The organism is Rossellomorea sp. QJM3NY_18, assembly GCF_056173145.1.
Window position 1 is genome coordinate 1,994,988 of record NZ_CM149659.1, and the last position, 20,794, is coordinate 2,015,781.

17 protein-coding genes, 1 riboswitch and 1 other annotated feature are annotated in these 20,794 nt (G+C 42.1%); of the genes, 14 read left to right on the top strand and 3 right to left on the bottom strand.

Features of this window, described 5'->3' with window-relative positions; translation table 11 throughout:
- Window positions 1-43: 43 nt before the first annotated feature.
- From AC0VXY_RS10145 to AC0VXY_RS10165, 5 genes are all read left to right on the top strand, one after another.
- Window positions 44-223: a hypothetical protein gene (locus AC0VXY_RS10145; RefSeq protein ID WP_435991066.1), complete on the top strand. Its 180-nt coding sequence runs from the start codon at window positions 44-46 to the stop codon at window positions 221-223.
- Window positions 224-439: 216 nt separating this feature from the next.
- Window positions 440-1,096 carry an HAD family hydrolase gene (locus AC0VXY_RS10150; RefSeq protein ID WP_475527671.1) on the top strand — a complete coding sequence of 219 codons (657 nt, stop codon included), beginning with the start codon at window positions 440-442 and terminating at the stop codon, window positions 1,094-1,096.
- Between the two features lie 23 nt (window positions 1,097-1,119).
- Window positions 1,120-1,746 (top strand): NUDIX hydrolase, encoded by a 627-nt coding sequence (locus AC0VXY_RS10155; protein ID WP_475527672.1) that lies wholly within the window; start codon window positions 1,120-1,122, stop codon window positions 1,744-1,746.
- Between the two features lie 95 nt (window positions 1,747-1,841).
- Window positions 1,842-2,468 carry a metal-dependent hydrolase gene (locus AC0VXY_RS10160; RefSeq protein WP_475527673.1) on the top strand — a complete coding sequence of 209 codons (627 nt, stop codon included), beginning with the start codon at window positions 1,842-1,844 and terminating at the stop codon, window positions 2,466-2,468.
- Window positions 2,469-2,535: 67 nt separating this feature from the next.
- Window positions 2,536-2,778 (top strand) — a binding site (T-box leader).
- A 59-nt stretch (window positions 2,779-2,837) separates the two neighbouring features.
- Window positions 2,838-3,836, top strand: coding sequence for a tryptophan--tRNA ligase (locus tag AC0VXY_RS10165; protein ID WP_475527674.1), 999 nt, complete (start codon window positions 2,838-2,840; stop codon window positions 3,834-3,836).
- Window positions 3,837-3,921: 85 nt separating this feature from the next.
- Here the strand turns inward: AC0VXY_RS10165 and AC0VXY_RS10170 are convergent, their stop codons facing one another.
- The gene (locus AC0VXY_RS10170; RefSeq protein WP_475527675.1) at window positions 3,922-5,055 is read right to left on the bottom strand and encodes a zinc-dependent alcohol dehydrogenase; all 1,134 of its coding nucleotides are present in this window, start codon (window positions 5,053-5,055) and stop codon (window positions 3,922-3,924) included.
- 307 nt (window positions 5,056-5,362) lie between these two features.
- A riboswitch (SAM riboswitch) is annotated at window positions 5,363-5,472 on the top strand.
- Between the two features lie 91 nt (window positions 5,473-5,563).
- Between AC0VXY_RS10170 and AC0VXY_RS10175 the strand changes: the two genes are divergently transcribed.
- The 7 genes from AC0VXY_RS10175 (at window position 5,564) to AC0VXY_RS10205 (ending at window position 16,623) form a co-directional block, all read left to right on the top strand.
- Complete coding sequence (locus AC0VXY_RS10175) at window positions 5,564-6,688, top strand: methionine biosynthesis PLP-dependent protein (RefSeq protein ID WP_475527676.1); 1,125 nt, start codon at window positions 5,564-5,566, stop codon at window positions 6,686-6,688.
- Window positions 6,681-7,865 carry a cystathionine beta-lyase gene (gene metC, locus AC0VXY_RS10180; protein ID WP_475527677.1) on the top strand — a complete coding sequence of 395 codons (1,185 nt, stop codon included), beginning with the start codon at window positions 6,681-6,683 and terminating at the stop codon, window positions 7,863-7,865. The genes AC0VXY_RS10175 and metC overlap by 8 nt, the downstream gene beginning before the upstream one ends.
- A 15-nt stretch (window positions 7,866-7,880) precedes the next feature.
- A complete protein-coding gene (locus AC0VXY_RS10185) occupies window positions 7,881-9,731 on the top strand; it encodes a bifunctional homocysteine S-methyltransferase/methylenetetrahydrofolate reductase (protein ID WP_475527678.1) in 1,851 nt (616 codons plus the stop codon).
- Window positions 9,712-13,158, top strand: a complete 3,447-nt coding sequence (metH, locus tag AC0VXY_RS10190) for a methionine synthase (RefSeq protein ID WP_475527679.1) — start codon at window positions 9,712-9,714, stop codon at window positions 13,156-13,158. The genes AC0VXY_RS10185 and metH overlap by 20 nt, the downstream gene beginning before the upstream one ends.
- Before the next feature lie 843 nt (window positions 13,159-14,001).
- On the top strand, window positions 14,002-14,844 hold the full coding sequence (locus tag AC0VXY_RS10195) for an STAS domain-containing protein (RefSeq protein ID WP_435991048.1): 843 nt from the start codon (window positions 14,002-14,004) through the stop codon (window positions 14,842-14,844).
- Window positions 14,845-15,023: 179 nt separating this feature from the next.
- A complete protein-coding gene (locus tag AC0VXY_RS10200) occupies window positions 15,024-16,004 on the top strand; it encodes a ring-cleaving dioxygenase (RefSeq protein ID WP_475527680.1) in 981 nt (326 codons plus the stop codon).
- Between the two features lie 13 nt (window positions 16,005-16,017).
- Complete coding sequence (locus AC0VXY_RS10205; RefSeq protein WP_435991044.1) at window positions 16,018-16,623, top strand: alpha/beta hydrolase; 606 nt, start codon at window positions 16,018-16,020, stop codon at window positions 16,621-16,623.
- A gap of 64 nt (window positions 16,624-16,687) precedes the next feature.
- Here AC0VXY_RS10205 and AC0VXY_RS10210 read toward each other — a convergent pair whose 3' ends face one another.
- Window positions 16,688-17,608 (bottom strand): hypothetical protein, encoded by a 921-nt coding sequence (locus tag AC0VXY_RS10210; RefSeq protein WP_475527681.1) that lies wholly within the window; start codon window positions 17,606-17,608, stop codon window positions 16,688-16,690.
- Between the two features lie 189 nt (window positions 17,609-17,797).
- Here AC0VXY_RS10210 and AC0VXY_RS10215 point away from each other — a divergent pair, with 189 nt between their 5' ends.
- Window positions 17,798-18,868, top strand: a complete 1,071-nt coding sequence (locus AC0VXY_RS10215; RefSeq protein ID WP_475527682.1) for a bifunctional transcriptional activator/DNA repair enzyme AdaA — start codon at window positions 17,798-17,800, stop codon at window positions 18,866-18,868.
- Window positions 18,869-18,996: 128 nt separating this feature from the next.
- Window positions 18,997-19,602, top strand: coding sequence for a YitT family protein (locus AC0VXY_RS10220; protein ID WP_475527683.1), 606 nt, complete (start codon window positions 18,997-18,999; stop codon window positions 19,600-19,602).
- A gap of 298 nt (window positions 19,603-19,900) precedes the next feature.
- Here AC0VXY_RS10220 and AC0VXY_RS10225 read toward each other — a convergent pair whose 3' ends face one another.
- Complete coding sequence (locus AC0VXY_RS10225; protein WP_475527684.1) at window positions 19,901-20,677, bottom strand: MBL fold metallo-hydrolase; 777 nt, start codon at window positions 20,675-20,677, stop codon at window positions 19,901-19,903.
- Window positions 20,678-20,794 lie beyond the last annotated feature (117 nt).

A 20,794-nucleotide genomic window follows, 5' to 3' on the forward strand; every position in this document is an offset into this window, starting at 1 on the left:
TATAGTTTAGATGTAAACACCTTATTTAAGAAAGGGATTGTCCATGAGCGAGCTCTTGTTTATAGCTTTGTTTGTTCTTTCGTTAATGGCATTTGCGTTTTTTAATGTGTCAAAGAAGAAACATGTTTCAAAGAATCACAGGTCGATAGCAGTCACAATTGTCATCTTCTCTGTGATCGGCATGATGTTGGCGGTCCTTCTTTACCTTCCGAACGCTTCTTAGAAAACGGAGAATACTGTAAAAGCAAAAGACACAAGAGGAAGGTCTCACGTGTCTTTTTTTATGCCTCTGGATGGTGAACCGTGTAATCCTCTTATAGATTGTTTGCTTCTAAGTGGCCATAAATTTGATATGATTAGTATGGCTTTGTTAAAGCTCGGGGAAAGATCAAATCATCATGGAGACTGACTGTGCGTATGGCAATAAAGGAGAATACAGATGAAAGCAGCAATGATTTTTGATATGGATGGTACATTATTTCAAACAGACCGTATACTTGAGGCTTCACTTCATGATACCTTTCAATTACTTAGAGACGAAGAGAAGTGGGAGGGGGATACGCCTCTCGAAACATACAGAGATATTATGGGAGTCCCCCTTACGGATGTGTGGAAGACTCTATTGCCCCTGCATCCCACTCATGTACATGAGAGAGTAAATGATGTATTTCAGGATAAATTGATTCAAAACATTTTGGGTGGAATGGGTGCCCTATATCCCCATACCGAGGCCCTCTTATCTTATTTGGCCGAAAGGGGATTCCCGATTTTTGTGGCAAGTAACGGCTATCCCCGTTATCTCGAAACAATCGTGGAATATTACGCGTTGGATCGATGGATTATATCCTCCTATAGTATTGAGGATATTGATTCTGTGGATAAGGGTGAACTAATACGGAAAGTGAAGGCAGATCATCATCTCAGTCACGGAATTGTGATTGGAGACAGACGATCGGACTTCAAAGGAGCCGAGGCGAATGAGTTTCTTTCCATCGGATGTGCTTTTGATTTTTCACAGGAAAATGAATTGCGTGAAGCCGATGTAGTGGTCGATGATTTGATAGAAATCAGAGACTATTTGGAGAAAGTGAAATGAAATAAGAGAGCAGGAGTGATCAGGTGGAGCAGGAAAAACTGGCCATTTTGAATGAAATCGGAGAAAGAATAGGGGTTGGGAGCCGTTCGGAGGTCCACGCGAAAGGGTATTGGCACGAGACCTTTCACTGCTGGTTTGCTCGTTATGATACCGACTTGAAGGAAACCTTCATCTATTTTCAATTAAGAAGTGACACCAAGAAGGATTTTCCTGGACTTTTGGACATTACGGCCGCCGGACATATTTTGTTCGATGAAAAGATTGAAGACGGTGTGAGGGAAGTTCATGAAGAGCTGGGAATCAAGGTCCTGTTTGAGGAATTGGAAGATCTGGGGATTGTAAAAGAGGAACTCATTCAACAAGGTATGATAGACAGGGAGCATACCAATGTGTTCCTTTATACGAACCCGGTCTCATACGAGGAATTTCAGCTTCAGCCTGAGGAAGTCACAGGGATCTTCCGTTCTACCCTGGCCGATTTCAAATCGCTGATTCAACATGATAAAGCCCAAATCGAATTGGAAGGATTTATTGTCCAAAAAGAAGGGATTAAGAAATATACAGGCCACAAGGTGGGTTATCAACATTTCGTCCCGCATGAAAGGTCCTATCTTTTAGAAATCATTGATCAAATAGAACGGAAAATGTAAGAAAGTAATGCCTCTATCCCATAGTCAGAATGAATAATAAAGGCTATCATGAATATCTGATACTTACATATTGAGATAGGGAGTAGGAGTTAAAATTGAACGGTACAGCGCATATGGCAATTGGAGCAGCAACAGGTTTTATTGTGGCGAACTCATTTGGATCAAGCCCCGGTACGACAGCGTCACTTGTAGCAATTGGAGGGGTATCCGGACTCATGCCGGATTTGGATATTGACGGAAAGCTTAGTAACAAAGTTACTTTCTCCCCCAAAATGATCAGGTCGGTGGCGCAAATCATCGGCTTTCTCATGATGGTGTACAGCTACCTTGAAGGCAGTGGGAAAGAAAGGTGGCTTGGGATTGGGTATGGGGCAGGAATGATGTTTCTCACAAGCTTCATTACCCAGAGAAGGATGCTGATGATTACTGGCATAGGTGTGACGGCATGTGGCTGGCAATTGAATGAAATATGGTTATGGTTGCTGGGCATATATATATTTATTGCTTCATTCGTGTCACATCGCAGTTATACTCACTCCGTACTAGGATTGATATATTTTGGCATCATCGCTCGTTATCTCGAGTCTTCTATCATGATGGATGGAGTATTTGAAGCATGTGTCATCGGATATGCGAGTCATTTAATCGCGGATATGAAGTTTCTTCCTTTCAATAAAAGAGGCATAAAGCTCTTCCTTCCTCTTTCGTCCAAAGAAATGTAAAATGTGTTCTATACCTACTTGACCATTATTTCCCTATACATTAAAATAATGGAAACACTATAAATGGGTATGTGCGATGAAGAAGAAGAGTAGACGATCGAAACATTTAAGAGAGCTGATGGCGGGTGAGAATCAGTATGGTAAAATCGTTGAATGGGCTTTTGAGCATCCAGGCTGAAATGAAGTAGGTTTTGGCGGAAGGTCTCACCGATATAAGAGACGATGTATCGAAGGCGACTTCTGTACAGATGAGTGCGTTTACTAAAGGGTAAGCGAATGAAGGTGGCACCACGGGTTTCCCGTCCTTTTTTAGAGGATGGGAAGCCCTTTTTGTGTTTTTATCATTTTTCAATGGAGGGTATAATGGGGATGAATAAACAAGTTCTGACTGGTATCAAACCAACTGGTAGTATACATTTAGGGAATTATATTGGTGCGATTAAACCGGCATTGGGATTGGCAGGGAACCAATCTTATAACACCGCTTATTTTGTTGCAGATTATCATGGTTTAACAAAGATCCATGATCCACTCGCAATGAAAGAATTTTCTTATGGGGTAGCGGCAGCGTGGTTAGCTTTAGGGTTGAATCCAGATCGAGCGATTTTTTACCGTCAATCTGATGTTCCTGAAATCTTTGAATTAAGCTGGATTCTTTCCTGCTTTGCACCAAAAGGATTAATGAACCGGGCTCATGCGTATAAATCAATGGTTGGAGATAATCAAAATGATGGCAGAGAAGTGGATTCTGGAGTCAACATGGGAGTTTTTACCTACCCGATATTGATGGCGGCGGATATCCTTTTATTTCAAACTGAATTGGTTCCGGTTGGAAAGGATCAAATTCAGCATGTTGAAATTGCCAGGGATTTAGCAGAAAGTTTTAATAAACAATATGGTGAAACATTTGTTCTTCCCGAGTATGTCATACAGGAAGAGACGTCTGTCCTCCCGGGACTTGATGGACGAAAGATGAGTAAAAGCTATAACAATACAATCCCATTATTCGAGGAACCAAAAAAGCTTCGAAAACTAATCAATAAAATAAAAACGGATTCCTCTCTTCCCGAAGAACCAAAGGATCCCGGCTCATCTGTTATTTTTTCGTTATACAAAGAATTCGCGTCGTCAGATCAAACCGAAATAATGAGAAAGAGGTTTCACTCCGGAATTGGCTGGGGTGAAGCAAAAGCAGAATTGTTTTCTGTGATGAACTCATTTATGAAAGAACCCCGTGACATGTACAACGAATTGGTAAGTGACACAGAGGCAATTGATCAAATTCTACTAAATGGTGCTGAAAAGGCAAGAAAAAAAATCACTCCTTTTATGAGGGAAATCAAACAAAAGATTGGTTTGTATCATTGATTGATACACTTAATTAAATAAATGTAACAAATGAAAACATTGGAAAAGCCGCATTTTGTCAGAATGCGGCTTTTCTTCCCACTTTTTAAGGTTTGAGTATTACTTTAATATTTCCATCGGACTTCTTATCGAAAATATCATACCCTTTTGCCGCTTCTTCAATTGAAAAGGTATGGGTGATGATGTCGGTAGGGTCAAATTGGTTCTCTTCGATCATATCGTATAATTTTGGCATCAGATGAATTACAGGTGCTTGTCCCATTTTAATGGAAACATTCCGGCTGAAAAAGTCCCCTAGAGGAAATCGATTTGCTTCTGTTGCATATACGCCAGTCAATTGAACAGTTCCGAACTTCCGAACCGCTTCTGAGGCTGTCTTGATCGGACTTATGGTCCCAAATTGATTATCAAAGTCAGAACCGAACGATTCATTTGGCTGAACGGTCCCATCCATTCCCACACAGTCTATCACAACATCAGCTCCACCTTTAGTTTCTTCATGCAGGAGCGACCCGATATCGCTATGATTTTGAAAGTTGAATATTTCTGCTTGGTTAGTACGTTTAGCATGCGCAAGTCTATGATCTACCTGGTCTACTGCGATGACTCTTTCGGCGCCTTTCAATTTAGCGAATTTCTGAGCCATCAATCCAATTGGGCCGCTACCTAATACAATGACCGTATCGCCTTTTTTTACACCACTGTTTTCTACGCTCCAGTAAGCAGTGGGTATTACATCGGAAAGGAAGAGAACACTTTCATCCTCCAGCTGACTTGAATCAGGGACTTTAAACGATGTGAAGTCTGCATACGGTACCCGCAGATACTCCGCCTGACCACCCGGGTATCCACCAAACATCTCAGTGAATCCGAAAAGACCGCCCACTTCTCCATGGGGATTGGACTCATCACATTGACTTTCCATTTGGTTCTCACAGAAAAAACATTTCCCACAGCCAATATTAAAAGGAATAACCACGCGATCCCCTTTTTTAAGGGTTTTCACTTCCGATCCCACCTCTTCGACAATACCCATTGGTTCATGTCCCACAACATAATCTTGTTGCGGTTTTATTCCTCCCTTGTATAAATGTAAATCTGAACCGCAAATTCCGCTTGCAGTAATCCTTACGATGATGTCAGTATTTACTTGAATTTCTGGATTCGCTACTTCTTTCACGACCATCTTTTCTTTTCCTTGGAACGTAACGCCCTTCACTCTCATCACTCCTGTAAATTTTGTAAGATTCTTCTATGTGTTTAAACTCTTTTTGAGTGAGCTAAACATCAAGTCGTCCCAATTTTGAAAAACTGAATAAAGCGATGAGGAAGTCTTATTAGAAAATCTTGTTTAAACAGTGTTCCATCAATTATTAATTGGATTTAATTACCACTATTTATTCAAGCGTCCGTACCGATGGGATTTTAAATAAATAAAAAATAAATTTAAAATTCTTACTTTTCATTGACAGTCTTCTATGTTTGGTATAAGTTATGGGAAAGTATTTTTTAAAAATTCATATTGTTTCTTATCAAGAGAGGTAGAGGGACTGGCCCGAAGACACCTCAGCAACCAGCCACAGTTACAGGTATGGTGCTAATTCCAGCAAGTTGATGTCAACTTGGACGATAAGAGGGAGAACGAACGTATAAAACCTTCTTATTTTCATAAGAAGGTTTTTTTGTTTTTCCCCTTTTCATTTTCTAGGGAAGAAAAGGAGAGAAGAATGTTGAAAAAACATATTGATACATTGCTTGTTCAGGCAGGCAATCGGAAGGATCCTGTTACTGGTGCCGTAAGCCTTCCCATTCATCTATCGACAGCATATGAACATAAAGGGATCGGTGAATCAACCGGTTATGATTATACGAGAACAGGTAATCCAACCAGGGCGACCCTTGAAGAAACATTGGCTCAATTGGAAGAGGGGCATAAAGGATTTGCATTCAGTTCGGGAATGGCTGCGATTCAGGCTATCCTGGGTTTATTCTCAAGTGGGGATGAATTGATTGTATCGAAGGATCTTTACGGAGGAAGCTACCGTTTATTTGTACAGTATGAAGCCCAATATAATATCAAATTTCATTTTGTAGATACAAGTGATGCTGACTCTATTAACGTACAAATTACGAAGCGGACGAAGGCTATATTTCTTGAAACACCAACCAACCCATTAATGAATGAAGCAAGTATTTCTGAGGTTGCCGGGATTTCAAAGGCGAATGGACTGCTCTTGGTCGTCGATAACACCTTCTATACACCTGTCCTCCAAAAACCGCTCAAAGAGGGTGCGGACCTGGTTATCCATAGCGCCACCAAATACTTAGGCGGCCATAATGACGTTCTGGCTGGAGTGGTTGTTGTAAACACAGAGGACTTAGCTGAAAGAATTTACACGATTCAAAATTCAATCGGTGCAGTGCTCTCACCATTTGATTGTTGGCTCTTAATACGAGGGATGAAAACCCTTAGCCTCAGAATGGCTCAGCATGAAAAAAATGCAGGGAGATTAGCCCAATATCTTGAAGGGCATGATTGTGTAACGGACGTCTTATATCCGGGGAAAGGAGGCATGCTTTCCTTTCGCATTGGTAAGGAAGAATGGGTCGGTCCCTTCCTACAAAATCTGAACCTTATTACATTTGCAGAAAGTTTAGGAGGAGTTGAAAGCTTTATCACCTATCCCGCCACCCAGACACATGCCGACATTCCTGAAGAAGAACGAAAAAGACTTGGTATCTGCAACAGACTACTCAGATTTTCTGTAGGAATTGAATATATCGATGACCTGATTGAAGATTTGGAGAATGTTTTTCATCAATTGGAAAAAGAGGTGTTAACGTATGAGTAAAAAGCCATTTTCACTTCAGACGTCACTCATTCATTCCCGGGGATTTGATAAAGGGACAGGAGCTGTTTCTACTCCGATTCATCATGCTACAACTTTTCATCAACAGGATTTTGATCAATATGGAACGTATGATTACAGCCGTTCAGGGAATCCAACAAGGGAAACAGTCGAAGAAACGATAGCGGAATTAGAAGGCGGGGTAAGGGGCTTTGCCTTTTCATCCGGTATGGCGGCCATCTCAACAAGCTTTCTTTTGTTATCGAGTGGGGATCATGTTCTCGTATCGGAAGAAGTATATGGGGGGACCTACAGGATGATCACAGAAGTCCTTACTAAGTTTGATATAGAATACTCTTTTGTGAATATGAAGGATTTGCATGAAGTGGCTTGTGCAATTAAGCACAATACGAAGGTGATTTATATGGAAACTCCTTCGAACCCGTTATTGAATATTACCGATATTGAAGGGGTCGTGAAGCTTGCCAAGGCAAATGATTGTTTAACGTTTCTTGATAATACATTCATGACGCCACTGTTGCAAAGACCAATCAGTTTCGGGGTGGATGTTGTTCTTCACAGTGCGACGAAGTTTCTTGCCGGACATAGTGACGTCTTAGCGGGGCTTGCGGTAACGGGAAATGAAGAGATTGCCGGGAAACTTGCTTTTCTGCAGAATTCGTTTGGGGCGGTGCTCGGGGTACAGGATTGCTGGTTGCTCTTAAGAGGGCTGAAAACATTGCATGTTCGATTGAAGGAATCATCAGAGTCGGCTTATAAGATTGCAAGCTTTTTAGAAGGTAGAAAGGAAGTAGAAGAAGTATATTATCCGGGCTTGAGTTATCATCACGGTCGTGAAATTCAAGTTCGGCAGGCAGAGGGTCCCGGAGCGGTTCTTTCCTTCCGGTTAAAAGGGGAAGAGGAAGTGAAGCAACTCATCAAACATGTAAACATCCCCGTATTCGCCGTCAGTTTAGGAGCTGTTGAATCGATTTTATCCTATCCATCGAGAATGTCACATGCTTCTATGCCAAAAGCCGAAAGGGAAAGAAGAGGGATTACAGATGGATTATTGCGCTTATCCGTTGGGCTTGAAAACGCGGATGAATTAATTAAGGATCTACAAAACGGTTTAGAGAGTATACAAAAAATCAATCGAAACAACGTGATAAATTTGTAAAGAGGAGGGAGCGTCATGAAACCGTTGCCGGAAGCATTAAAAGAGAGAATCTTGATTGCAGATGGAGCAATTGGAACATTGTTATATTCCTATGGAGTGGACAGATGCTTTGAAGAACTGAATCTTTCTCACCCAAATGAAGTGTTGAAAGTCCATAAAGAGTATATCGATGCAGGAGCAGATATCATTCAGACCAATACGTATGGGGCCAATTATCAAAAGCTTTCAAGATACGGACTCGAGGATTCGGTTAAGGAAATCAATACAGCTGCTGTTCGTCTGGCAAGAAAAGCAGCTGGAGAAAACACCTATATCCTTGGAACCATCGGGGGAATCAGGGGGATAAAACAAAATGTGTCTCTGGAAGAGATTAAAAGAAGCTTCCGGGAACAGCTTTACTGCTTATTATTAGAGGGGGTTGATGGCATTCTTCTGGAAACCTATTATGATTTCGAGGAACTGACCACCGTTCTTAGCATCGCTAAACGAGAAGCGGATATTCCCCTCATTGCTCAAGTTTCCCTGCATGAAACGGGAGTCCTTCAAAATGGAATGGAAATCAAAGACGCTCTTCAACAATTGGAGTTATTGGGGGCCGATGTTGTCGGCATCAATTGCCGGATGGGGCCATTTCACATGGTGAATTCATTAGAGGAAGTTCCCTTGCCGAAAAGGGCATTTCTATCCGTCTTTCCAAATGCGAGTCTCCCTAACTATGAAGAAGGTCGATTCTATTACTCTGCTGAGCCTGATTACTTTGGGGATATGAGCAATGAATTGCGGATCCAGGGTGCGAGAATCATTGGGGGTTGTTGTGGAACCACACCCGATCACATTCGTTCTGTAGCTTCAAGGTTGAAAAGCCGGGAGCCGGTGAAAGAAAAAGAAGTAAAAAAGAAAAAAGTAGTTCAGTTATCTTCACCATCCATCAGGGGAAGCTTGCTGCATGAGCAAGTAAGAGAAAAGAAAACCATTATCGTTGAACTCGATCCACCGAAGCATCTCGACACGAAATTGTTCTTCCAAGGGGCGTCGGCACTTAAGGAAACAGGCATTGACGCACTCACCCTTGCTGACAACCCGCTGGCAACGCCGCGTATTAGCAATGACGCGATCGGGAGTCTGGTCAAGTCGAAATACGATCTTACACCACTCGTTCATATCACTTGCCGTGACCGAAACCTGATTGGACTTCAATCCCATTTAATGGGCTTGCACACATTAGGGATACACAATCTATTAGCGATAACGGGTGACCCTGCAAAGATCGGGGATTTTCCAGGTGCTGCATCCGTTTATGATCTTTCTTCCCTGGAACTTATTGAACTCATTAAACAGAATAATGAGGGAATATCGTTTTCCGGTAAATCACTCCGGGAACGCACTCAATTTTCAGTTGGGGCAGCCTTTAATCCGAACTTCCGTCATTTAGACGCTTCTGTAAAAAGGCTTGAAAAGAAAAAGAAAGCCGGTGCCGACTATTTCATTTCTCAACCGATCTTTGGGAATGAACAGCTGATACAAATCCATGAAGCGACAAAGCATCTGGATGTTCCGGTTTTCATCGGAATCATGCCGTTGATCAGCTCAAGAAATGCAGAATTTCTCCACCATGAAGTGCCTGGTATCAATGTACCGGAAGAAACGAGGCAAAGAATGAAGGAAGCTGGAAGTGATCCTGTCATTGCTAGAACAGTCGGAATGGAGATAGCCAAAGATTTGCTGGATACAGCATTAGAACTATTTAATGGCATTTATCTCATCACACCTTTTGTACGATATGATATGAGCATTGAACTGATTCATCATATTCAAGAGAAAACCAACACTGAAAGAGAGGTTCCCTATGGCCATCACATTGTTTGAAGAACAGCTTAGAAAAAAAATACTCGTACTTGATGGAGCAATGGGGACGATGCTTCAACAAGCAAATTTATCCCCGGAGGATTTCGGAGGGGAAGAACTTGAAGGATGTAATGAAAATCTTGTCTTGACAGCGCCGGAGGTAATCTATGAGATCCATATGGAATATTTGAAAGCAGGGGCTGATATGATTGAAACGAATACCTTTGGCGCAACCCCCATCGTACTCGACGAATATGATTTAGGCTATAAAGCATACGAAATCAACAAAGTAGCAGCTGAAATCGCCAGAAAAGCAGTAGATGATGTCTCAACTCACGAGTGGCCAAGGTTCGTTGCGGGATCGCTTGGTCCAACTACTAAAACGTTATCCGTAACAGGAGGAGTAAGCTTTGATGAACTGGCAGACAACTACCGTGTTCAAGCAGAAGGCCTTCTCGATGGAGGGGCTGATGTGCTCTTACTTGAAACAAGTCAGGATGCTTTAAACGTAAAAGCAGCGAACCTCGGAATTCGAACGGCTTTCGAATCCAGAGGAAAAGAAATCCCGATTTTATTATCCGGAACCATTGAACCTATGGGCACTACACTGGCCGGGCAATCAATCGAATCATTTTATCTATCCCTTGAACATTTAAACCCTTTGGTCGTTGGTCTGAACTGTGCAACGGGGCCTGAATTTATGCGTGACCACATCCGTTCGTTATCGGGTTTAGCCACTACCTATGTAAGCTGTTACCCGAATGCCGGACTCCCTGATGAAGAAGGGAATTATAATGAAACAGCAGATTCCCTCAGTGTAAAGATGAAAGGTTTCGCGGAGAAAGGTTGGCTGAATCTTGTAGGAGGGTGCTGTGGTACAACACCGGAACATATTCGCGCCCTTTCAGATGTCGTGAAGGGATTCCCGCCCCGTACACCGAAAGAATCTCATCCCCATGCGGTGTCTGGAATTGAAGCTTTCGTCTATGAGGATGAAGACAGAAGACCGATTCTGGTCGGAGAACGGACGAATGTCATCGGTTCAAGAAAATTCAAACGATTGATTGCAGAGAATAAGATAGAGGAAGCGTCAGAGATTGCCAGGGCGCAGGTGAAAAATGGGGCTCAGGTAATCGATATCTGCCTTGCCGACCCCGATCGTGAAGAAGTAGAGGACATGAATGTTTTTATTCAGGAAGTTGTGAAGAAAGTAAAAGTTCCACTTGTCATCGATTCAACGGATGAGAAGGTGCTTGAGGCCGCTTTGAAATTTTCTCAAGGGAAAGTGATCATTAACTCAATTAATCTCGAAGACGGAGAAGAGAGATTTGCGAAGGTCGCTAAACTGATGAATGCCTTCGGAGCGGCAGTGGTGGTCGGGACGATTGATGAAAAGGGCATGGGTGTATCAGTAGAACGAAAGGTTGACATTGCCCTTCGTTCCCATAGACTGTTAACAGAGAAATATGGGATAGCTTCTGAAGACATCATCTTTGACCCTCTCGTATTCCCTGTCGGTACGGGGGATCAGCAATATATAGGATCAGCCAATAGCACCGTGGAAGGGATTAAGAAGATTAAAGAAGCCTTGCCTGATTGCCCTCATATACTTGGGGTCAGCAATGTTTCATTCGGGCTGCCCCCTGTCGGAAGGGAAGTCCTCAATGCTGTGTATCTTTATCACTGTACAAAGGCTGGCCTCGACTATGCCATAGTCAACACGGAAAAGCTAGAGCGCTTTGCCTCTATTCCTCAAGAAGAAGTCCGAATGGCTGAGAAACTCTTATTTGAGACGACGGATGAAACCCTTGCTGAATTCACAGCATTTTATAGGGGGAAAAAGAAAGAAGTAAAGGCTCCTGTAAATACAATGACCTTAGAAGAACGATTGTCTCATTATGTAGTAGAAGGGACGAAGGAAGGGTTGATAGCCGATTTAACTCTTGCTTTGGAAAAATATAACGCTCCCCTTGATATCATCAATGGTCCCCTTATGGCAGGAATGAGCGAAGTTGGAAGATTATTTAATGATAACCAGCTGATTGTTGCCGAGGTATTACAGAGTGCCGAGGTCATGAAAGCGTCCGTCGCTCATCTGGAACCATATATGGAACAAACGGAAAGTTCCTCTTCCAAGGGCAAAGTAATTTTAGCTACGGTTAAGGGGGATGTTCATGATATCGGTAAAAATCTTGTTGATATCATCCTCACTAATAATGGGTATGAAGTGATTGATTTAGGCATTAAAGTAACTCCACAAGAACTGATTGGGGTCATACGGGAAGAAAAGCCTGACATCGTAGGTTTATCCGGTCTCCTGGTGAAGTCTGCTCAACAAATGGTCATCACGGCTCAAGATTTAAAGCAGTCTGATATTTCGGTTCCTCTTGTAGTTGGGGGAGCAGCACTCACCAGAAAGTTCACTACAAACAAAATCGGCAAGGAATACGATGGTCTGGTCCTTTATGCGAAGGATGCAATGGATGGATTGAGTATCATGAATGGACTTCAGCATGAAGAAACAAGACTGCAACTGGAAGAGGAATACCGGGAGAAACGAAGCACACACCTATTACATGAAGAATCGTCTAGTCGAAAGACATCTGCCGTTGCAGTGAAAGCACGTTCCGCCGTCTCAAAGGATGTTAAGGTTTATGTTCCACCAGACTTGAAACCTCATACCATAAATGAATTTTCACTGGATCAAATCCACCCCTACATCAATCAGCAAATGCTTCTTGGTCATCACTTGGGGATTAAAGGGAAAATCTCAAGATTGCTGGAAGAAGGGGACGAACGAACCATCCGCCTGAAAGCGGTGACGGATGAGTTGTACCAAAAGGCAAAAAGGCAAGGAATGATCCATGCATCTGCACGATATCAATTCTTTCCTGCCCAGTCCGATGGTGATGATGTTGTTATTTATCACCCGGAAGATTCATCAACAGAAGTGGAACGATTTCGCTTTCCGAGACAATTAGGGAATCAGCATCTTTGTTTAGCGGATTACTTGAAATCGGTTGAAAGTGGGGAAATGGATTACGTCGGATTCTTCGCCGTAACGGCCGGTGTGAAAATCAGGCAGTGGGCAAAGGAGTTAAAAGAAGAAGGAAGTTTCCTGGAAAGTCACGCATTGCAGGCTATTGCCTTGGAAACAGCAGAAGGACTGGCTGAAAGAGTCCATGAAATGATGAGAAGCAGGTGGGGCTTTCCGGATCCCGTAGACTTTACGATGCAGGATAGGTTCCGAACCCACTATCAAGGCCAACGTTTTTCATTTGGGTACCCCGCGTGTCCCGAACTTGAGGATCAGAAGAAGCTTTTTAAGCTTATCGAACCTGAAAAAATCGGGATCCAACTAACAGACGGATGCATGATGGAACCTGAAGCATCGGTAACAGCGATGGTCTTCGCTCATCCGGAAGCAAGATATTTTAATGTATTATAATTCTCCAATTATAAAGGCAACTTCCATAATGCGGAGTTGCCTTTTTCTATTTATTACTTTCTTAACCTGCCTGTAAGTTTGGGCAATGGTGCACTATTAACGGATATATTGGAAATGGCTGAACATAACGAAAAGGGATGAAGGAAAATCGGCTTGTAGAGTAATAAAGGGGAAACACAGAGTTAAAAAGAGTGATCTTCTGCTTTAACACTTTGATTACTAAACTTTGTTTCAAGTATTTCGAGTATCTTTTCTTCGGAAAATCCTGTGATCATCGTTAGATTAAGTAAACTGGGCTTAAGACTTATTGTCTCGCAAAAATAATAGGCACTTTGGATAGCAAGTGTTTCGATACACTTTCTTGTCAGCTTGTTATTCATTCTCTCATCAGCTCCCAACTATTTTGACATATGACTAAGTAGTAAGAATACGACATCATTTTAAGATTAGAGGTTGGTTTCTAATAGGAGATCCCTATACATCAAAATAGTATATCGAGACATACCCTTGCTGTCTGTTTCTCTGCTAATACCCCCATTATACACTTTATATTGTGAATTGTAGAGGGTATTTACAAAATAGTGTAATATTATTTGAAAATATCCACTATTCACACTTTAATGTTTTCCCGAAAATTGAGTCGCTTTCTTGCCCTGTAACCATGTATTTATTTCCGGGATATCCTCTAAAATGACATTGTTACATGAATGTGTTATATATTAGAAGGAGATATAAGTTAGTTTTGAAAAATTTCACTTGGAGTATGATTTCCCGACTACTCATAACGTCAGCTAGGGATGAGGAAACGGAACATTTTGATGGATATTATAGGAGGAATCATACATGCATAGAAACAAAGAAGTACATACATTTTTATTGAGCAAGGCTCGTCAATTGACAGATGAATGGTATGATACATTAGATAAAAATAGAACTAGGGGGGTATACTCTTCCACCGATCCAAAAGTAATTGAAGCTTTGAAAAAGCAAAACTTTGATTTCCACGGAATCCTCTGTAACGTATTTGCGGAAGATAGAGAAACGTTTAGTAAGAATATTGACGAATGGGTGTTAAACCTGGCGAATGATAAGGAACATTTAGATACGCCCACCCATTATATCCTCAAGGAATTTATGAGGGTGAGAAATCAATACTTGGACTTCATAAAAGAATATGCCGATTCTCATTTGGATGAGGGCATATTTGACCAATTCAATTTATGGAGCAAAGTCATAATAGAAGCATTTGACCGGGTCATGATGCGTTTTGTGGAGTTACAGTCTGAAGTTGTGGAACAGCAGCTCCAGAATCAGCAGGAAATCATAAATGAACTAAGCTCCCCCCTCATCTCTTTGAATTCACATACGGCTCTGTTGCCTCTTGTAGGTAACATCGACCCTTCAAGGGCGGAACTGATCTTAGAAAATGCCTTGGAACAATGCGTGAAGATGGAAGTTTCTCAATTGTTCATCGATTTATCAGGTGTCGTATTAATTGATACGATGGTAGCCCATCAAATTTTTCAGCTGATCGATGCACTTCAATTGATTGGGGTCAAACCAATTCTTTCCGGACTGCGACCTGAAATTGCTCAAACGGCGGTTCAACTTGGATTAAACTTCGAAAACCTCACTATTACATCAACATTGTCTCAAGCTTTAACAATCAAAAACAATGAAGCATAATCAAACAGATTAAAAGCATCCTAACAGCGTGTATGGATGCTTTTTTTTATTTCCAGTTCGTTCCCTTTCAAAATAATATGAAGTAATAAAAGCTCTGAAATGAAATATCTTGAATTGAAGATAAATATCGTGTATGATACATCTATAAGGTAATACTATCTCTTAAGGAGTGAAAAAAGATGAACCTAAAACCATTAAAAGGGCAGCATCACGTTTCTGCCATAACAGCAAATGCAAAGAAAAATTATGAATTCTATACGAAAACCCTGGGATTAAGACTAGTGAAGAAGTCCATAAACCAAGACGACACCTCTGTATATCATCTCTTCTATGCGGATGAAAGAGGAAATCCAGGGACGGACCTTACATTCTTTGAGATTCCACATGCAGGAAATACGTATAAAGGCACGAATAGTATTTCATTGACGGCTCTAAGAGTGAACACAGATGAGTCATTGTCCTATTGGAAACAGCGTTTTGAAGAGCTGGGCGTCGATCATGACAATATTTCTCATCACACCGGCCGGTCTACTTTAAGTTTCCGTGATTTCGAAGGTCAGCGGCTTATGCTGGTATCTGATGAAAAGAATGAAGGAATACCCGGTGGGAAGCCCTGGGATAAGAGTCCGGTTCCAGTTGAATATGGGGTTGTCGGTTTAGGTCCTATCACATTAACCGTCGCACGTGGGGAGAGCACGGCGGCTGTACTGAAAGATGTTTTAGGCTTTAAAGAGACCGGAAGCTTTCCTTCGGATATAGAGGGCCAGGCAGATATCAGGGTATTTGAAACAGGTGAAGGCGGAACCGGTGGAGAAGTGTATCTTGAAGAAAGAAATGATATCCCCCAGGAAAGACCGGGAAGGGGAAGTGTCCACCACGTGGCATTCAGGGTGGAAGACGAAACTGAGTTGCAAAAATGGATAGAGTGGATTACAGAAAACCGCCTGCCGAATTCAGGTTTTGTGGAGCGTTACTATTTCCGTTCCCTTTATTTCCGTGAACCAAATGGGATTCTATTCGAACTAGCAACAGATGGTCCGGGCTTTGAAACTGATGAAGACTTCGATACTTTAGGACAAAATTTATCACTTCCACCATATTTCGAAGCCCAAAGAGAATCCATTGAATCGAAATTAAAACCATTGGATACGAAAGAATAAGGAGGACAATTTCTTGAAACATATCTTTAAGCAAGGAAACAAAGAACTCCCTACACTTTTGTTGCTGCATGGGACAGGGGGAGATGAACGCGATTTACTTCCCCTTGCCGAGATGATTGCACCTGAAGCATCCGTCCTAAGTGTGAAAGGGAACGTGGATGAAAATGGAATGGCCCGGTTTTTTGCCCGCTTACAGGAAGGGGTCTTTGATGAAGAGGATTTAATTTTCCGTACGAATGAATTGAAACGATTCATTGATGAAAGCGCGAATGACTATGAATTTGACCGTGATCGTGTCGTTGCCCTGGGCTATTCAAATGGAGCAAACATAGCGGCAAGCATGATGTACCATATAAAAGACTCATTAAAAGCTGGTATCCTGTTTCATGCCATGGTACCAAGACGCGGGATCGAATTGCCGGATTTATCTGGTACCCGAGTCTTTATTGGTGCCGGTAAGCGCGATTCCCTTATACCCATGAATGAAACAAAGGAACTTGTGGAAAACCTGAAAAAGGCACACTCAGATGTTACTGAGTTTTGGACAGATGGAGGGCATGAACTTCGTCGTGAAGAGGTGGATGAAGCGAAGAAATGGTTTGAAAACAATTTTATGTGATTGTAGAAAAACTCCGGAAGACAATTGTCTTCCGGAGTTTTTTGTGGAGTACAATAGAAGAATCCTATCTTTCAAAGGAAATCATATGATATGCCTGGAAGACTCTTAACATTTCAATGGTCAAAATTCCCCGCCATTCCATTTCCGCAACAGGCCATGTTTCTTCGTAGTGCCCAAACCAGGACCAGGTGGGCTGCCAGAACCCGTCATGATGCTGAGATGCTAACTCCTTACTCAATTGTATGTTTATGACATCCTCCAATATCTTATAAAATGGTGATGAAGGTTCACTTGCCACCTGAAGCGGTTTTGCCACATATTCATTCCACTTCTCGGGATCCGTGCAAACCGTTTTACGTACATTGGTCGATAGGATCTTGAATAAAGTGGATTTTGTATTCCCACTCACTTCATTTAACAACCTTTCGTAACAGAGGAAATCATGCATATCGATAGGCTCGATTAATAAAGTAAGTTCACTTACCGCTTTTTCCGTCCATTCTTGAAGACGGGGATGGTCCGGTTGAAAGCGGTGGAAATATCCTACGATCTCTGCATTCGGATTTGCCCAGGTAGTTTGGACGCCGCAATGACCTCTCTTAGGATCGAAATGCCACCATGGAGCGTGAGGCACTGAATTGACCTCTTCGGGTACAGCATTCCACCCCTCGTTTTCTTCATCGTATTCGTTCTGTAAATATCTCATCGCCTCTTGAATGATAGGATGATTGGCGGGGAGTTTTAATTCCTTAGCCTTTTGTAATCCAATGGTGGTAGCAAGTGGGGAGGAACTGTCCAGGCGAAAGTCAGGTTCGATTGATTGGCCGAATCCTCCGTCTTCATTTTGGTAGCAAGATAACTCATGGACGGCTTCCTCTTTACTTCCTCCTTCAAAGTGAAACTTGAATAATTTCTGTTCAAGCGGCCTTGCATTCTGTCGGATATAATCTTTTGCCTTTTTCCATTGCTCTGGGGAAAGGTTCATATGAAAAACTCCTTATTTAAGCATAATTGGTTATAGTAATAGATTATCTAATCGCAAGGGGAATTCCTGCTTATTTCGTGAAAAACTCTAAGGTCCGTCCCTCAAAAAAATTGATGCCTGATTTTCGGCGGCATCGTTTTATGATGTATGTATAATAGGATTATGAGAAGGATATAGGGGGACTCGAGGATGATTTCGCTTAAATTACAAACGGAGTATTATATGGCATTGGTAGACAAGAGAACGGACTATGAGGGAGTATTTTATGTCGGAGTGAAAACAACGGGAGTGTTTTGCCGCCCTTCTTGTCCAGCCAGAAAACCGAAATTTGAAAACTGTGAATTCTTTCAGACAGCAGAGCAAGCGTTGCTTTCATCTTATCGTCCTTGTAAGAGATGTAGACCATTATCACACCCGAATAGTGTATCAGAAGTGGTGAAAATGTTAGTGGAGGCTGTAGAGGAAAATCCGGAGAAACGTTGGAAAGACAAGGATTTTCAGCAATTATCGGTTGATGCTTCCACTGCCCGGCGCCAATTTAAGAAAAGATTTGGTATGACATTTGTTGAATATGCGAGAGCACGCAGGATGGGGCTGGCCATGAAGGAAATTAGATCTGGTGCCAGAGTCATTGACGCCCAACATGTAACCGGTTATGAATCAGCAAGTGGATTTAGAGACGCTTTTTCAAGAATCATGGGGTATGCACCAGCTTCTTTAGATCAGCACACTCTTGTTTTAAAAGCAGCTTGGCTCGATACAAAACTTGGGCCAATGATCGGTATTTCTGATGATAAGGCACTATTTTTATTAGAGTTTGTTGACAGGCGGGGGCTGGAACGGGAAGTGGAAAGGTTGAGGCATAAAACAAAGTCAGCGATCATCCCGGGCACATCAGAGCCACTTCGTTCCATAGAAAAGGAACTGAACGATTATTTTAATGGGAACCTGTCAGCGTTTAATACTCCTTTGCATATGAGTGGATCTTCATTCCAAATGAATGTATGGAAGGAGCTTAAGAGAATACCAATTGGAGAAACAAGGTCATATACCGAGATCGCCCAAAATATTGATCATCCCACAGCCGTGCGTGCAGTGGCAAAGGCAAATGGTTGTAACCAGCTCGCCATCATCATACCTTGTCACAGAGTGATCAGGGCAAATGGTGATCTAGCAGGATATGCGGGAGGTCTTAACCGGAAAAAATGGCTGATAGAGCATGAACGGAAGGTGGCAAATAAGAAGGGTCAGGTATTATGATGTACAGCAGATGGATCCTCATATGTGAGGGGTTTCAATGCATCCGCAAATAAATAGGTGTTGCAGATTCTGCTAAGAGCTACTAGACTATGACATAGAGTCTTAACAGAATCGGGAGCAATGTACATATGGGTGTGTTGAGAAAAGTAGTTATTTTAGGGTTCGCATCAACCCTACAAGGTTTGGCTATGGCAGTGTTTTTGTTTCCCCACTTCATCCCTTCCGGTGGTGCAGCAAGTGTAAGTGTGTTATTAAACTATTTACTGCATATCCCGTTTGCGGTTACCTTGTGGGTGATGAACGCGTGTTTATTGGGTGCCGCTGTGAAGTGGCTGGGGAAGGGAAATGCCTTCTGGACCATGTATTGCGTAACAGTCACATCAGGGGTGGTGGATGCTGTAGATCCATTTCTGAGGGGTACGGTTTCATTTGTATTTGTGGACCTTCTCATTGGAAGTATCCTTTTTGGAATCGGGGTCGGAGTCCTTTTTAGGATGGGTGCATCCTCCGGGGGAATGGACATTTTAGCCCTAATCATTTCAAAGCTGAAAGGACACTCACCGGGAAAGACGTTATTCGCAATAAACGGCAGTGTATTACTGTTAACAGGGATCGTAGTGGATGTGAAAATCATTCTATTCGCCATAACGTGTCAATTCATCGCTACAAGAATCTTGGATATCATCATCAAGATCGATATCAGGCGAAGCCTTCCACATGTCGAAAATGTTTAAATGAAAGAGGCTGGGACATAACTAAATCCATTTCTTCTAAAGGAGAACAATCATAAATTAGTTAGGATTGCTTGCTACACCGCTTTTGATTTCCGTGCAAGACTTCGCTTTCCTCGGGCGGAAGGCGGAAAGCGAGCACCTGTAGCGGAAATCAACCACTACTTACTGCATCTTCAAGCAACGATGTTTACGTAAACATCCAATGAAAAATCCGAACGATTTCGATTTTCAAAAAAGAATTTCGAATGATCGTTCGGATTTTCTTTCAACTAAATACTTTTGTCCCAACCTCTTTCATTTAGGATATTTCTCTGATGATTGATTTGATGGTATGTGTAGGGGAATTTTCAAAGAAAGAGATGTATTGAAACATCTTGTTTTTCGGCAGGAGGTCTTTACGTATTTCTTTGGCTGATTTCCCCTCCTGGTGCGCTTTTGTGACGGAATCCTGGAGACGGAGAAGGTAATCCCGTTTCTTCTCGAGCAGCCTTCTACCGTGCTTCAGGTACCCTTGATGAGAACAATACACCTCTTCGAAGGAATACATCAGGACTTTGTTTATGGAACGAATCAGTTCCGGCACCGATTCGAACGAGAAGTTAGAGGTGGGAGAATGAAATAAATACAAATCTCCTGAGAAGCAAATGCCTTTTTCTTCATCGATAAGGACAATGTGATCTTCAGCATGGCCGGGTGTATGGACGATTTGAAACGAATGGTGTTCGGTCTCAAGTGTAGGTTGCTGAAGGGACAAAGGATGAAAAGGTGGCCGGTTATGCCAAAACATGGCCCGGTAGAAAGGCAGTTTGGTACTTTGATTGCACTTATCGACTCCCTGGGGATGAATCCATTGAGGGATCGAATAAAATCGTTCTATCCAAGCACTATTGCCGGTATGATCTTCATGGTGATGAGTGTGTATGACCCGTTTGATGGGAAGCTCTTTGAAGATAGTACGCACTTCGTTTTTCATACTATATGGTCCTGTATCTACAAGAACATCATCGACTTGAAAAATATAAACGGGCATTTTATGACCAAACGTTTGAACGTTTAATTTGAATGATTGTATCAACGCAGTTACTCCTCATGAATAAGTGTTATAGTACAATATTCGGATAAAATATGGAAATCCCTGCTTGTATCTACATCTTTTCTAGGGACGGACCTCAAATATCATCTATTACTCGTA

Bases quoted from the DNA above. Each gene is read 5' to 3' on its own strand.
- metC (WP_475527677.1), top strand. From the start codon at position 6,681: ATGAGTAAAAAGCCATTTTCACTTCAGACGTCACTCATTCATTCCCGG.
- AC0VXY_RS10175 (WP_475527676.1), top strand. From the start codon at position 5,564: ATGTTGAAAAAACATATTGATACATTGCTTGTTCAGGCAGGCAATCGG.
- AC0VXY_RS10200 (WP_475527680.1), top strand. From the start codon at position 15,024: ATGAACCTAAAACCATTAAAAGGGCAGCATCACGTTTCTGCCATAACA.
- AC0VXY_RS10215 (WP_475527682.1), top strand. From the start codon at position 17,798: ATGATTTCGCTTAAATTACAAACGGAGTATTATATGGCATTGGTAGAC.
- AC0VXY_RS10150 (WP_475527671.1), top strand. From the start codon at position 440: ATGAAAGCAGCAATGATTTTTGATATGGATGGTACATTATTTCAAACA.
- AC0VXY_RS10165 (WP_475527674.1), top strand. From the start codon at position 2,838: ATGAATAAACAAGTTCTGACTGGTATCAAACCAACTGGTAGTATACAT.
- AC0VXY_RS10195 (WP_435991048.1), top strand. From the start codon at position 14,002: ATGCATAGAAACAAAGAAGTACATACATTTTTATTGAGCAAGGCTCGT.
- AC0VXY_RS10210 (WP_475527681.1), bottom strand. From the start codon at position 17,608: ATGAACCTTTCCCCAGAGCAATGGAAAAAGGCAAAAGATTATATCCGA.
- AC0VXY_RS10185 (WP_475527678.1), top strand. From the start codon at position 7,881: ATGAAACCGTTGCCGGAAGCATTAAAAGAGAGAATCTTGATTGCAGAT.
- AC0VXY_RS10220 (WP_475527683.1), top strand. From the start codon at position 18,997: ATGGGTGTGTTGAGAAAAGTAGTTATTTTAGGGTTCGCATCAACCCTA.
- metH (WP_475527679.1), top strand. From the start codon at position 9,712: ATGGCCATCACATTGTTTGAAGAACAGCTTAGAAAAAAAATACTCGTA.
- AC0VXY_RS10145 (WP_435991066.1), top strand. From the start codon at position 44: ATGAGCGAGCTCTTGTTTATAGCTTTGTTTGTTCTTTCGTTAATGGCA.